The sequence below is a fragment of the Streptomyces sp. NPDC014764 genome (assembly GCF_043082785.1).
Classification (GTDB): Bacteria; Actinomycetota; Actinomycetes; order Streptomycetales; family Streptomycetaceae; genus Streptomyces; species Streptomyces althioticus.
The window spans coordinates 1-14,055 of sequence record NZ_JBIBXY010000003.1 but is presented as its reverse complement, the minus strand read 5'-3'; the positions used below and the strand labels follow the sequence as shown (position 1 = coordinate 14,055).

The following is a 14,055-nucleotide window of genomic DNA, read 5'->3' as shown; positions in this document are numbered from 1 at the left end:
CCCGTCGCCGCTCACTTCGAGGTGACCTCGCCGCCGGCGGCGTCGCGCAGCGCCTCGTCGTAGGCCCGCGCGGCCTCCTCCACGGACGCGTCACCCGTGGTCACGGCCTCCATCGCCTCCTGGATCGCGGTCGACACCTTCGGGTACGCCGGGTACGCGGGCCGGTAGTGGGTGTGCTCCACCAGATCGGTGAAGAACCGGATGCCGGGCTGGGCCGCCGTGTACGCCGGGTCCGCCGCGACGTCCTCGCGGACGGCGATGCCGGAGTTGGCGACGTACCACTTCTGCGCGTTGGCCTTGGTCTGCATCGTCTTCACGAACTCGAAGGCCAGGTCGGGGTTGGCGGCCTTGGCGGGGATCGCCCAGGTCCAGCCGCCGGACATGCTCACCTTGCCGGGCGCCTGCCCGTTCTGGGTGGGCATCGCCGCGAGCCCCAGCTCCTTCGGCCACTCCGGCCACTCGTGCCCGCTGCCCTCCAGCCAGTCCTGCGGCAGCCAGGAACCGTCCAGCGCGATGCCGAGCTTGCCCTCCGGCAGCCACTCGCCGCGCACCCGGGTGCCCACGTTGGGGTCGAGGGCGTCGGCGACGTCGGGCCCGAGCTTCTCCTCGTAGACGGTCTCGACGAACGTCAGGGCGTCCCGGAAGCCCTCGCCCGCCGTGACCCACTTCTTGCTGTCCTTGTCGTACAGCGGGTCGGACGTGCCGTCGCCCGTGCCGTACAGCAGCATCTCGAAGGTCTGCATGGTGGCCGCCTCACCGACCGGCTTGCCGGTGTAGACGTTCAGCGGGATGACGCCGGGTACCTTCTCCTTGATGGCGCGGGCGGCGTCCAGGACGTCCTCCCAGGTCCTCGGCTGCCAGCCGGCGGGCAGACCCGCCTTCGCGAAGACGTCCTTGCTGAACCACAGCCCCCGCGTGTCGGTCCCGTCCGGGACGCCGTACGTCTTCCCGTCCTCGCCCCGCGCGGCGGCCTTGGCGGTGTCGGCGAACAGGTCCCAGTCCTTCCAGCCGGCGAGATAGGGGTCGAGCGGCTTCAAGTACCCGCTGGTGATGTCGGAGTTGATGAGGAACGTGTCCTCGTACACCAGGTCCGGCGCGGTCCGGGGGGAGCGGAGCATCTGCTGGAGCTTGGTGTAGTACTCGGCGTCCGGCGCCTTGATGGGGACGAGCTCCACCTTCTTGCCCGGGTTGGCCTTCTCGAACTGCTTCTTGATGTCCGCGAGATAGGTGTCCATCACCTTCACGGAGTTGTCGGTGGACTGTTTGAAGGACACCTTCAGCGTGTCCGGGTCCCCGCCGGACCCGCCGCCGCAGGCGGTCAGCAGCAGCGGGGCGGCGGCGCAGAGGGCGACGAACGCGGTCGGACGGACGGTTGTGCGGGGGCGAGCGGCGGTGGGGCGCACGGGCACGACCTCCTACGGGCACACGACACTGTGGCCTGGACGGCTGCCCGGCGAACGTAAGTTGAGTGGTCCAGCCAGGTCAATGAGCGTGCGCATGGGGAACCGCCGGGGGCGGTGAAGGCTTCGTGAGCTTGGGCAGTCACCGGTCGGTTCACCGGAGGATGGGAGACGGAGTGCCGGAACAGGGCGTCACTGTGGGGCAGTTGCTGCTGGCCGAGTACCAGAGCGTGAAGGACGAGCAGAAGGCGAGGATCGGGTTCCGGGACAACCTCCTCTATGTGACGCTGGCCGTGGTGGCTGCCGTCATCGCCGCCGCGGCGCAGGCGAAGCAGCCGTCGATGCTGCTGGCGCTGCCGCCGGTGTGCGTGGTCCTCGGATGGACCTACGTGGTCAACGACGAGAAGATCACGGCGATAGGCCTCTACGTCCGGGACTCCCTGGGACCCCGGCTGGCCGCGCTCGCGGCCGGCGAAAGCGGCTTCACCACGTTCGGGTGGGAGGCCTCGCACGGCAGGGACACCCGGCGGCGGTCCCGTAAGGCGGTGCAGCTCGCCGTCGACCTGACCGCGTTCTGCGCCGTCCCGCTCGCCGCCCTGGTGGTGTTCTGGGCGCAGGACGACGGCCACGGGAGACTGATGGTCGCGCTGTCCGTGCTGGAGGCGCTCGCCGTGGCCGGGCTCGCCTCGCAGGTCGTGCGGTTCGCGCGGGCCGCGTGACGGCCCGGATCAGGTGCCCGGCACCCACCGGTACTGGAGTTCCGGCCGTCCCACCGTCCCGTACTGCGGGCGGCGGGCCGCGCAGCCGGCGTCGACCAGGTGTTCCAGGTAGCGGCGGGCCGTGATGCGGGATATGCCGACCGCCTCCGCGACGCCCGTGGCGGTGAGGCCGTCGGGGGCGTCGCGCAGGGCCGTGGAGACGCGTTCCAGGGTGGGGCCGCTGAGGCCCTTCGGGAGGGCGGCCGGGCCGGGGGCGCGCAGGGTCGCCAGCGCGCGGTCGACCTCGTCCTGGCCGCTCGCCTCGCCGGCCGCCGCGCGGAACTCGGCGTACCGGACCAGCCGGTCGCGGAGCGTCGCGAAGGTGAACGGCTTCAGCACGTACTGCACGACGCCGAGCGACACCCCTTCGCGGACCACCGCGAGGTCCCGCGCCGAGGTCACCGCGATCACGTCGGCGTGATGGCCGGCCGCCCGCAGCGTGCGGGCCAGCTGCAGCCCGTGCACGTCCGGCAGGTGCAGGTCGAGGAGCAGCAGGTCGACTGGGGTGCGGTCGAGCGCCCGGCGGGCCTGCGCCCCGGTGTGCGCCTTGCCGACGGCGACGAAGCCGGGCACCCGCCCCACGTACATCACGTGCGCGTCGGCGGCCACCGGGTCGTCCTCGACGACCAGCACCCTGATCGGCTGCGCGGTCACACGGCACCGCCCGCGCCGTTCACGACCGCACAGGCCGTCTCCCGCAGCGGCATCCGCACGTCGAACACGGCGCCGCCGTCCTCGCCGGAGGTCACCGCGAGGGTGCCGCCGTGCCGGGACACCGCCTGCCGGACCAGGGCGAGACCCAGACCCCGGCCGCCGGGGCCGGACGGCTTGGTGGTGTAGCCCAGCCGGAACAGTTCCTCGGCGCGCTCCGGGTCGACGCCCGGCCCGGTGTCGCCGACCCGCAGGACCAGCTCCGAGCCGTCTTCCTCGGTCAGCGCCGTCACCGTCACCCGCGGCCGCACCCCGCCCTGGGCCGCGTCCACCGCGTTGTCGATCAGGTTGCCGAGGATGGTCACCAGGTCGCGGGAGGGCAGCGCCTCCGGCAGCAGACCGTCGTCCAGGCGGCTGTCCGGGGACACCACCAGCTCCACACCCCGCTCGTTGGCCTGCGCGGTCTTGCCCAGCAGCAGCGCCGCCAGCACGGGCTCGCTCACCGCCGCCACCACCTGGTCGGTGAGGGCCTGCGCCAGCTCCAGCTCGGCCGTGGCGAACTCGACGGCCTCCTCGGCGCGGCCCAGCTCGATCAGCGACACCACGGTGTGCAGCCGGTTGGCCGCCTCGTGCGCCTGGGAGCGCAGCGCCTGCGTGAAGCCCCGCTCCGAGTCCAGCTCGCCCATCAGCGACTGCAGCTCGGTGACGTCCCGCAGCGTCACCACGGAGCCGCGCCGCTGGCCGCCGGTGACCGGCGAGGTGTTCACCACCAGCACCCGGTCGGCCGTGAGGTGCACCTCGTCGACCCGGGGTTCGGAGGCGAGCAGCGCCCCCGTCAAGGGGGCCGGCAGGCCCAGCTCCGGGACCGACCGGCCCACCACGTCCTCCTCCTGGTCCACCCCGAGCAGCTCCCGGCCGCCGTCGTTGATCAGCGCCACCCGGAACTGTCCGTCCAGCATCAGCAGCCCCTCGCGCACGGCGTGCAGCGCGGCCTGATGGTAGTCGTGCATGTGGCTCAGCTCGGTCGCGTTCATCCCGTGCGTGTGCCGGCGCAGCCGCGCGTTGATCACGTATGTGCCGATCGCGCCGAGCCCGAGCGCGCCCGCCGCGACCGCCAGCAGCGCTGCGAGCTGCTCCTGCACACGCCGCCCGATCTCGTCGACCCGTATGCCCGCGCTGACCAGGCCGACGATCCGGTCGCCGTCCCGCACCGGTGTCACGGCGCGCACGGACGGGCCGAGCGTGCCGGTGTAGGTCTCGGTGAAGGTGCGCCCCTGGAGCGCCGGGCCGGTGTGCCCCTGGAAGGGCAGGCCGATCTGGGCCGGGTCGGGGTGGGTCCAGCGGATGCCCCGCGGATCCATGATCGTGACGAAGTCCACGTCGGTGTCGCGCACCACCGCCACCGCGTACGGCTGGAGCCGTCCCGACGGGTCCGACGAGCGGATCGCCTCCCGCACCGACGGCGAGTCGGCGACGGAGCGCGCCACCGACGCGGCCTGCCGTCCCGCGGCCTCCTCGGCCTCGCTGCGGTGGCTGAGATAGGTGGCCAGCGCGTACCCCGCCACGACGACCGTGAGCAGCACGGCCTGCATGGCGAAGAGCTGTCCCGCGAGGCTGCGGGGCCGGGGGAGGGGGATGCGCATCCAGCCAGTCTGCCTCGCGCCCTCCCGGTGAACTAAATGAACGGAAGGGTGACCGCACTCACAAGGCACGACATAGTCGCCGCGTTCCCCCGAACCATCCCCCGGACGTGAGCCGCACGCCGGTGATGCCGACGACGACGTCAAGGAGGGCCGCCGTGACCAGCACCGCCGATACGGCACCTGCCGCACCCAAGGCAAAGCGGGACCGCACGCACTATCTCTACATCGCCGTGATCATCGCGGTTGCCCTCGGCATCGCCGTCGGCCTGATCGCGCCGGACTTCGCGGTCGAGCTGAAGCCGATCGGCACCGGCTTCGTGAACCTGATCAAGATGATGATCTCGCCGATCATCTTCTGCACGATCGTGCTGGGCATCGGGTCCGTGCGGAAGGCCGCCAAGGTGGGCGCGGTGGGCGGCATCGCCCTCGGCTACTTCATGGTCATGTCGGTGGTGGCGCTCGCCATCGGCCTGGTCGTCGGCAACATCCTGGAGCCGGGCACCGGCCTCGCGATCACCGACGCGGTCAAGGAGACCGGCCACGCGCAGATCGACGCGGAGGCCAAGGACACCACCGAGTTCCTGCTCGGCATCATCCCGACCACGATCGTGTCCGCCTTCACCCAGGGCGAGGTGCTCCAGACCCTGCTGATCGCCCTGCTCTGCGGCTTCGCCCTCCAGGCCATGGGCAACGCGGGGCAGCCGATCCTGCGCGGCATCGAGCACATCCAGCGGCTCGTCTTCCGCGTCCTCGCCATGATCATGTGGGCGGCCCCGGTCGGTGCCTTCGGCGCCATGGCCGCGGTCACCGGCTCGGCGGGCCTGGACGCGCTCAAGAGCCTCGCCGTGCTGATGCTCGGCTTCTACGTCACCTGTGTGCTGTTCATCTTCGTGGTGCTCGGCGCGATGCTGAAGATCGTCGCGGGTCTGAACGTGTGGACCCTGTTCAAGTACCTGGGCCGTGAGTTCCTGCTGATCCTGTCCACCTCCTCCTCGGAGTCCGCGCTGCCGCGGCTCATCGCGAAGATGGAGCACCTGGGCGTCAGCAAGCCGGTGGTCGGCATCACCGTCCCGACCGGCTACTCCTTCAACCTCGACGGCACCATGATCTACATGACCATGGCCTCGCTGTTCATCGCCGACGCCATGGGTACGCCGATGTCGGTCGGCGAGCAGATCCCGCTGCTGCTGTTCCTGCTGGTCGCCTCGAAGGGCGCCGCCGGTGTCACCGGCGCCGGCCTCGCGACCCTGGCCGGCGGTCTCCAGTCGCACAAGCCCGCCCTGGTGGACGGCATCGGCCTGATCGTCGGCATCGACCGCTTCATGAGCGAGGCCCGCGCGCTGACCAACTTCGCCGGCAACGCGATCGCCACGGTGCTGATCGGCACCTGGACGAAGGAGATCGACAAGGAGCGGGTCGCCGAGGTGCTGGCCGGACGCGCCCCGTTCGACGAGCGCACGCTGCTCGACGACCACGGCGACGGCGGCGACGGCGCCGGCCGGGACGACCACGCCGAGGCGTCCGGACCGGGCGGCGAGAAGGAGCTCGCCAAGGCCTGACCCCAGGCCCTCCCCACCCCGGCAGGCCGGGCCGCACCCCCCGTCGCCCCGGCCGGCCGGTCCCCGGAGGCCCGCCCCCTGACAGGGCCTCCCGCCGGGCGGCCGGACTCTCTCCCCGTGGGTCCGGCCGCCCGGCCTCTTCCCTTCCTCGGCCCTCCGGCCTCTCCCCGTTCCCGTCCCCGCCCTGCGCCCTTGCCCTGACGCCCGCGTCAAGCTTTACGTTCGACGGCATGCGAATCGGCGAGCTGGCCGCACGCGCCGGGACCACGACGCGGACGCTGCGGTACTACGAGTCCCGCGGGCTGCTGCCCGCACGGCGGAACGGGAACGGATACCGGACCTACGACGAGTCCGACCTGAGGCTGCTGCGGCAGATCCGCACCCTCCAGGACTTCGGGTTCGGCCTGGAGGAGACCCGGCCGTTCGTGGAGTGCCTGCGCGCCGGGCACCCCGAGGGCGACTCCTGCCCGGCCTCGCTCCAGGTCTACCGGCGCAAGCTCGACGAGATCGACACGCTCATCGCCGAGCTGGGCGCGGTGCGGGAGCAGGTCGGGCGGCAGCTGGCGAGGGCGGAGGCGGCCCGTGCGGAGCTGGCAGCCGACGCGGCGGTCCCGGGTGGTCCGGAACCGGAGTGCGAACTGGGAGGGGGACCGCGATGAGCGGCGTGCCCGAGGTGACCGACGCGGATTTCGCGGAGGAGGTGCTGGGCGCCGGGCTTCCGGTGCTGGTGGAGTTCACCGCCGACTGGTGCCCGCCGTGCCGGCAGATGGCGCCGGTGCTGCGTGAGCTGGCGGCGGCGGAGGAGGACCGGCTGAAGGTGGTCCAGCTGAACGTGGACCGCAATCCGGCGACGACCAACGCGTACAAGGTGCTGTCGATGCCGACGTTCGTCGTCTTCCGCGACGGGGAGCCGCTGCGCTCCATGGTCGGCGCGCGCCCGGGCCGGCGGCTGCGGGAGGAACTGCGCGACGTGCTCTGAACCGTCGCCCTCCGCGCAAGGAAAACCCCCGGGTAATTGCGCCCGGGGGTTTTCCTTGCGTATATTCGTCCATTCACGCCTTCGTTATGCGAAGTCGCGAAGAAGTTCAGTGAGCACAGTATATCCGGGCGGGAGTGGAATTGTCAAACACCGAATATCCGGACGATGAATTGCGGCAGGAACAGGAATTCATCGACGGACTGTACGCACGGGTGGACGTCCTGCGGGGCGACGCCGAGGCCGGTGTGGCGGACGCCCTCGCCCAGGGCGACACGCCCCGTCAGGCCCGGCTGGAGCGCGACATCCTGGTCGCCGAGCGCTCCGGGCTGCTCGCCGCGCTGAACGCGGTGGACGGCTCCCTCTGCTTCGGCCGCATCGACCTCGTCCCGGGACGGACCCACCACATCGGACGCATCGGCCTGCGCGCCGACGACGACGAGCTGACTCCGCTCCTCATCGACTGGCGGGCCGACGTCGCCCGCCCGTTCTACCTGGCCACCGGCCACACCCCGATGGGGCTGCGCCGCCGCCGGCACATCGCCACCGAGGGCCGCCGGGTCACCGGCCTGCACGACGAGATCCTCGACCTCGGCGACGACACCCGCACCGGTCACGAGGATCCCACCGGCGACGCCGTGCTGCTCGCCGCCCTCAACTCCGCCCGCACCGGCCGCATGGGCGACATCGTCCGCACCATCCAGGCCGACCAGGACCGCATCATCCGGGCTCCGCACCGGGGCATCATGGTGGTCGAGGGCGGCCCCGGCACCGGCAAGACCGCCGTCGCCCTGCACCGGGCCGCGTACCTGCTCTACGAGCACCGCGAGCTGCTCGCCCGCCGCGCCGTGCTGATCGTCGGACCCAACCCGGCGTTCCTCGGCTACATCGGCGAGGTGCTGCCCAGCCTCGGCGAGACCGGCGTGCTCCTCGCGACCGTCGGCGAGCTGTTCCCGGGCGTGCGGACCACCCGTACGGACACGCCGGAGGCCGCCGCCGTCAAGGGGCGGGCCGAGATGGCCGGCGTGCTCGCGGAGTACGTCCGCGACCGGCAGGCGCTGCCCGATCCGGTCATCGCCATCGAGCACGACCGCGAGGTCCTGATGCTCGACGACGGCCTGGTGAACGTCGCCCGGGAGCGCACCCGCGCCACGAAGCTGCCGCACAACGCGGCACGCGAGCACTTCGAGGGGTACATCCTCAACACGCTCACCGACATGCTCGCCGAGCGCATCGGCACCGACCCGTACGACGGGTCCAACCTGCTCGACCCGAGCGACATCACCCAGATCCGCGACGAGCTGGCCGAGAACCCCGAGGTGTGGTCGGCGATCGACCAGCTCTGGCCGCGGATCACCCCGCAGCGGCTGGTCGCGGACTTCCTCGCCGCCCCGGAGGGCTACCTCCCCGACGGGGACGCCGCCGCGGTCCGGCGCCCGGTCACCCGGCACTGGACCGTCTCCGACGTGCCGCTGCTGGACGAGGCCGCCGAACTCCTCGGCGAGGACGACCGGCTCGCCCGCGAGCGCGCCGAACGCGAGCGGCAACGGCAGATCGCCTACGCCCAAGGCGTGCTGGACGTCTCCTACGCCTCCCGGACCTTCGAGTTCGAGGACAAGGAGGAGGACGACCCCGAGTCCTCCGAGGTGCTCTCCGCGCACGACATCATCGACGCCGAGCGGTTCGCCGAACGGCACGAGGAGGACGACCACCGCAGCGCCGCCGAACGCGCCGCCGCCGACCGCACCTGGGCGTTCGGCCACATCATCGTGGACGAGGCGCAGGAGCTGTCCCCGATGGCGTGGCGGCTGCTGATGCGGCGCAGCCCCACCCGGTCGATGACGCTGGTCGGCGATCCGGCGCAGACCTCGGAGGCAGGCGGCGTCGGCTCCTGGGAAGGCATCCTCGACCCGTACGTCGAGGACCGCTGGGAGCACCACCGGCTCGGCGTCAACTACCGCACCCCCGCGGAGATCATGGAGGTCGCCGCCGCCGTGGTCCGGGACGCGTACCCCGGCTTCGAACCGCCCGGCTCGGTGCGGGCCACCGGGGTGAGGCCGTGGGCCCGCGCCACCGCGGACCTGCCCGCCGCCACCGCCGAGGCGGTCAGGGAGCTCACCCCCGAGGAGGGCCGTCTCGCGGTCGTCGCCCCGCGCGAGCTGCACCGCGCCCTGGCCGCCCGCCTGGACGGGGTCACGGCGGGCGCCGAACCCGACCTCACCCACCAGGTGGTGCTCCTCGACCCGCGCCAGGCCAAGGGACTCGAGTTCGACTCGGTCCTGGTGGTCGAGCCGGGACGCTACGGCACCAGCGACCTGTACGTGGCGCTCACCCGCGCCACCCAGCGGCTCGGCGTGCTGCACACCGAGCCGCTACCGGAGCCGCTGGCCAAGGCGCTCGCGTAGACCGCCCGCCCGCCGTCAGGCCGGGCGCAGCCACACCGTCGCCAGGGGCGGCAGGGTCAGCCGGATGCTCGCCGGCAGACCGTGCCACCCCTGCGGCTCCGGCTTCACCGGGTCGGGGTTGGTGACGTCGGAGCCGCCGTAGCGGGCCGCGTCGGTGTTCAGGGCCTCGTGCCAGGCGGGCACGTCGTCCGGGACGCCGACGCGGTAGTCGTGCCGCACCACCGGCGCGAAGTGGGACACCGCGAGCAGCGGCGAGCCGTCGGCGTCGTACCGCAGGAACGCCAGCACGTTGTCGTCGGCGGCGTCCCCGGCCACCCAGCGGAATCCGGCCGGCTCGGTGTCGTACCGCCACAGCGCGGGGCTGGCCCGGTAGACGGTGTTGAGGTCGCGCACCAGGTCCCGCACACCGCGGTGGTCGGCCTCCGCGCCGTAGTGCGGGTCGAGCAGCCACCAGTCCGGGCCGTGCGTCTCCGACCACTCCGCGCCCTGCGCGAACTCCTGGCCCATGAAGAGAAGTTGTTTGCCGGGGTGGGCCCACATGAAGCCCAGGTAGGCCCGCAGGTCGGCGCGCTGCCGCCACCAGTCGCCGGGCATCTTCGACACCAGCGACCGCTTGCCGTGCACCACCTCGTCGTGGGAGACCGGCAGCACGTAGTTCTCGCTGTACGCGTACACCATCGAGAAGGTCATCTCGCCGTGGTGGTACCTGCGGTGCACCGGCTCGTGGCTCATGTACTCCAGCGAGTCGTGCATCCAGCCCATGTTCCACTTCAGCCCGAAGCCCAGTCCGCCGAAACCGCTCGGGCCGCGGTGGTGGGTGGCGCGGGTGACGCCGTCCCAGGCGGTGGACTCCTCGGCGATCGTCACGACCCCCGGCACCCTGCGGTACACGGTCGCGTTCATCTCCTGCAGGAACGCCACCGCGTCCAGGTTCTCCCGGCCGCCGTGCTCGTTCGGCGTCCACTGGCCGGGCTCGCGCGAGTAGTCCAGGTAGAGCATGGAGGCGACCGCGTCCACCCGCAGCCCGTCGATGTGGAACTCCTCGCACCAGTACAGGGCGTTCGCCACCAGGAAGTTGCGCACCTCGCGCCGCCCGAAGTCGAACTCCAGGGTGCCCCAGTCGGGGTGCGCGGCACGCAGCGGATCGGAGTGCTCGTACAGGGGGCGGCCGTCGAACTCGGCCAGGGCCCACTCGTCACGCGGGAAGTGCGCCGGCACCCAGTCCATGATCACGCCGATGCCGGCCTGGTGGAGAGCGTCCACCAGGTACTTGAAGTCGTCCGGGGTGCCCATGCGGGCGGTCGGCGCGTAGAAGCCGGTGACCTGGTACCCCCAGGAGCCGCCGAAGGGGTGCTCGGCGACCGGCATCAGCTCGACGTGCGTGAAGCCCAGGTCCTTCACATAGGCGGGGAGCTGCTCGGCGAGCTGCCGGTAGGTGAGCCCCGGCCGCCACGACGGCAGGTGCACCTCATACACCGAGAGTGGCGCCCGGTGCGCGGGCACCTCCGCCCGCCGCCCCAGCCACTGCGCGTCGCCCCACTCGTACCGCGACGACGTGACGATCGACGAGGTGGCCGGGGGCACCTCGGTACGGCGGGCCATCGGGTCGGCGCGCAGGGTCTTCGACCCGTCCGGGCGGGTGATCTCGAACTTGTACAGTTCGCCCTCGCCGATCCCGGGCACGAACAGTTCCCACACCCCGGTCGAGCCCAGCGAGCGCATCGGGAAGCCGGTGCCGTCCCACAGGTTGAACGAGCCCGCGACCCGCACGCCCTGCGCGTTCGGCGCCCACACCGAGAAGCGGGTGCCGCTCACACCCTGGTGGGTCATGGGGTGCGCGCCCAGCACCGTCCACAGCTCCTCGTGCCGGCCCTCGCCGATCAGATGCAGGTCCAGCTCGCCCAGTGTGGGCAGGAAGCGGTAGGCGTCCTCCGTCTCCAGTTCGGCCCCCTCGTACGCGACGCGCAGCCGGTACGCGGGGACGTCCCGCAGCGGCAGCAGGCCGGAGAAGAAGCCGTCGCCGTCGTCGTGCAGGCCGACGGTCATGCCACCGGACACCACGGTCACGGCCCGCGCGTACGGCCGGAACGCCCGGAAGGCGACCCCGCCGGGCACGGGGTGCGCGCCCAGCACGGAGTGCGGTGCGTGATGCGTGCCGTGCAGCAGCCGGTCCCGGTCGCCGGCGTCGACGGCGGGGGAGACGGCGATCTCCGCCTCCGGCGGCGCGCATCGCGGTGTCTTCTCCGGCACCGGGGGTGTCACTGCCGCCGGTGGCGGTGCTGCTTCAGTGGTGCGGCTGCCCGTGGGCTGCGGTGCTGCCTCGGCGGTGCGACGGCGCGCGGGCCGCGTCGGCGTCCCCTTCCTGTTCTCGGCGGCGGCCTTCTGCACCGTGGCCTTCGCGGCCGGGGCGTTCTTCGTCGCCGCGGCGGCCGTCTTCTTCGCGGACGTCTTGCGCGAGTTCGCGGACGTCTTGCGCGGGCCGGGCTTCTCCGTCGCGGCCGGAGCGGGCTGCTTCTTCGCGGGCTTCTTCTTCCGCGCGGGCGCCGGTGGCTCGGTGGGGCGTCGGTCGGCCGGCTGCTCCGGGGTCGGACCGCTGGACTCGGGGCGGGGGGTCACGGGCGAAGCCTCCTGGACGCGGGTCGGGTGGATCAGGTGGGGCCGGCCGAGGCGAGCCGGCGCAGCGCCGCCAGCGGCACGGGCAGCCAGTCGGGGCGGTGCCGGGCCTCGTAGACCGCCTCGTAGACCGCCTTGTCGGTCTCGTACGCGCGCAGCAGCACCGGCTCGGTGCGCGGGTCACGGCCGGCGGCCTCCGCGTACCCGGTGCAGTAGGCCGCCCGGCAGTGGTTGGCCCAGTCGGGCTGCGGAGGGTCCGTCGTGCGCGCCGCGTAGTCGAAGGAGCGCAGCATGCCCGCCACGTCCCGCAGCTCCGGCTGCGGCATCCGGCGCTCGGCCAGCGGCCTGGCCGGCTCCCCCTCGAAGTCGATCAGCGACCAGGTGCCGGCCGGGGAGCGCAGGCACTGCCCGAGGTGCAGGTCACCGTGGATCCGCTGGGCGGTCCAGGTGCGGCCCTCGGACGCGAGGTCGTCCAGCGCGGTGTATGCCGAGCGCAGATCCTCCGCGTACGGCCGCAGCGCGGGCACCGCGTGCACGGCCGCCTCCAGCCGCTCGGTCATGCCGCCGACCAGCGCGCGCATCTGCACATGACCCAGGGTGACCGTGGGCAGGGCGCGCGCCAGCGCGGTGTGCACCTCGGCGGTGGCCCGCCCGATGGCCCGCGCCTCGGCGGTGAAGTCCTCGCCCTTGGCCAGCTCCCGCAGCGCCAGCTCCCAGCCGTCGGTGGCGCCCTGCACGAAGGGTTGGAGCACGCCCAGGACGTACGGCTCGGCCGTGTGCGAAGGCCCGGCCGTGTCCTCGGCGTCCGCGACCAGCCACGCGGTCGGCGGAGGCACCCGGGGGCAGCCCTCGCGGGCCAGCGCCAGCGGCAGCTCCAGGTCGGGGTTGACCCCGGGCACCACCCGGCGCATCAGTTTCAGGATGAACGTGTCGCCGTAGACGACCGACGAGTTCGACTGCTCGGCGGTCATCAGGCGCGGCACCAGGCCGGGCCGCATCTCCTGGCGCGGGTCGCGCTCGAAGCGAAGCCCGCCGATCCGGGCCCGGGTGCGCAGGGCCTCCAGGAGCAGATCGGCGGGCCGGGTGTCGTGCAGGGCCTCGTAGACCGTCCGTCCGGCCAGGGGACCCTGTGACACATGACCGATCAGCGCGGGCGCCAGCCGGGGCGGCAGCGCCTCGCGCACGCCTATGAACAGCTGGTAGCAGTCGCCCGGCTGTTCGTGCCCGCCGTGGCCGGGCTGGAGGGGCTGATGGGCGCGCACCAGCAGGTGGTACAGGCCGAGCTTGGCGCCGGCCGGCAGCAGCTCGGTGGCCGCGACCAGGTCGAACCCGGTGACCGGGCGGCCCTTCCCGGCGAACCAGCGCTGTCTCGGCAGCCATTCCCGCAACAGTGGATCCAGTGACGCAATGAGGCCGGGCGGGGTCGTGACGGTGCGTGTGACGGCTTCCGACATGGCGTCGCGTCCTTTCCCCTCTGTCGGCGCGCCACGGGGCGCCGCCGGTGGGCGGGGTGTTACTCATGCGTGCCCCGGGCGGAGCGGGAGAAACCGCCCCGCCCCGGGTTCTACGCGGCGTCCTTCCGGAGCCGGAACCAGTAGAAGCCGTGCCCCCCGAGCGTCATCAGGTACGGCAGCTCGCCGATGGCCGGGAACCGCACCCCCCCGAACAGCTCCACCGGGTGCCGCCCCTCGAAGGCGCTGAGATCCAGCTCCGTGGGCTGCGCGAAACGGGAGAAGTTGTTGACGCAGAGGACGAGGTCGTCCCCGTCTTCCCCGTTCGGGGGGGCCTCGCGGAGGAAGGCGAGGACGGCGGGGTTGGAGGAGGGCAGCTCGGTGTAGGAGCCGAGGCCGAAGGCGGGGTTCTGCTTGCGGATCTCGATCATGCGCCGGGTCCAGTGCAGCAGGCTGGAAGGCGAGGCCATGGAGGCTTCGACGTTGGTGACCTGGTAGCCGTGGACCGGGTCCATGATCGTGGGCAGGTAGAGGCGGCCGGGGTCGGAGGAGGAGAAGCCCGCGTTGCGGTCGGGGGTCCACTGCATGGGGGTGCGCAC

At 72.5% G+C, this 14,055-nt stretch carries 11 protein-coding genes; 5 read left to right on the top strand and 6 right to left on the bottom strand.

Annotated features, from left to right (window positions below):
* Positions 1-11: 11 nt before the first annotated feature.
* Positions 12-1,403, bottom strand: coding sequence for an extracellular solute-binding protein (locus ACF1AG_RS08785; RefSeq protein ID WP_387794850.1), 1,392 nt, complete (start codon positions 1,401-1,403; stop codon positions 12-14).
* 173 nt (positions 1,404-1,576) lie between these two features.
* Here ACF1AG_RS08785 and ACF1AG_RS08780 point away from each other — a divergent pair, with 173 nt between their 5' ends.
* The gene (locus ACF1AG_RS08780) at positions 1,577-2,119 is read left to right on the top strand and encodes a hypothetical protein (RefSeq protein ID WP_387794849.1); all 543 of its coding nucleotides are present in this window, start codon (positions 1,577-1,579) and stop codon (positions 2,117-2,119) included.
* A gap of 9 nt (positions 2,120-2,128) precedes the next feature.
* Here ACF1AG_RS08780 and ACF1AG_RS08775 read toward each other — a convergent pair whose 3' ends face one another.
* Complete coding sequence (locus tag ACF1AG_RS08775) at positions 2,129-2,746, bottom strand: response regulator (RefSeq protein ID WP_387795064.1); 618 nt, start codon at positions 2,744-2,746, stop codon at positions 2,129-2,131.
* A 62-nt stretch (positions 2,747-2,808) separates the two neighbouring features.
* Entirely contained in the window at positions 2,809-4,452 is a 1,644-nt protein-coding gene (locus tag ACF1AG_RS08770) for an ATP-binding protein (protein ID WP_387794848.1), read from the bottom strand.
* Positions 4,453-4,607: 155 nt separating this feature from the next.
* On the opposite strand from ACF1AG_RS08770, the gene ACF1AG_RS08765 reads away from it, so the two are divergent.
* From ACF1AG_RS08765 to ACF1AG_RS08750, 4 genes are all read left to right on the top strand, one after another.
* Positions 4,608-6,011, top strand: coding sequence for a cation:dicarboxylate symporter family transporter (locus tag ACF1AG_RS08765; protein ID WP_359599169.1), 1,404 nt, complete (start codon positions 4,608-4,610; stop codon positions 6,009-6,011).
* 230 nt (positions 6,012-6,241) lie between these two features.
* On the top strand, positions 6,242-6,670 hold the full coding sequence (locus ACF1AG_RS08760) for a MerR family transcriptional regulator (RefSeq protein ID WP_391809536.1): 429 nt from the start codon (positions 6,242-6,244) through the stop codon (positions 6,668-6,670).
* Positions 6,667-6,990, top strand: a complete 324-nt coding sequence (locus ACF1AG_RS08755; RefSeq protein WP_359607532.1) for a thioredoxin family protein — start codon at positions 6,667-6,669, stop codon at positions 6,988-6,990. Before ACF1AG_RS08760 ends, ACF1AG_RS08755 begins: the two co-directional genes overlap by 4 nt.
* A 170-nt stretch (positions 6,991-7,160) precedes the next feature.
* A complete protein-coding gene (locus ACF1AG_RS08750) occupies positions 7,161-9,392 on the top strand; it encodes a HelD family protein (RefSeq protein WP_391809678.1) in 2,232 nt (743 codons plus the stop codon).
* 15 nt (positions 9,393-9,407) lie between these two features.
* Here the strand turns inward: ACF1AG_RS08750 and glgB are convergent, their stop codons facing one another.
* The 3 genes from glgB to ACF1AG_RS08735 form a co-directional block, all read right to left on the bottom strand.
* A complete protein-coding gene (gene glgB / locus ACF1AG_RS08745) occupies positions 9,408-12,008 on the bottom strand; it encodes a 1,4-alpha-glucan branching enzyme (protein WP_391809535.1) in 2,601 nt (866 codons plus the stop codon).
* Between the two features lie 32 nt (positions 12,009-12,040).
* The gene (locus tag ACF1AG_RS08740) at positions 12,041-13,459 is read right to left on the bottom strand and encodes a maltokinase (RefSeq protein ID WP_359607536.1); all 1,419 of its coding nucleotides are present in this window, start codon (positions 13,457-13,459) and stop codon (positions 12,041-12,043) included.
* Positions 13,460-13,569: 110 nt separating this feature from the next.
* The coding region (locus tag ACF1AG_RS08735) for an alpha-glucosidase C-terminal domain-containing protein (protein WP_391809534.1) at positions 13,570-14,055 on the bottom strand (486 nt) is incomplete at its 5' end.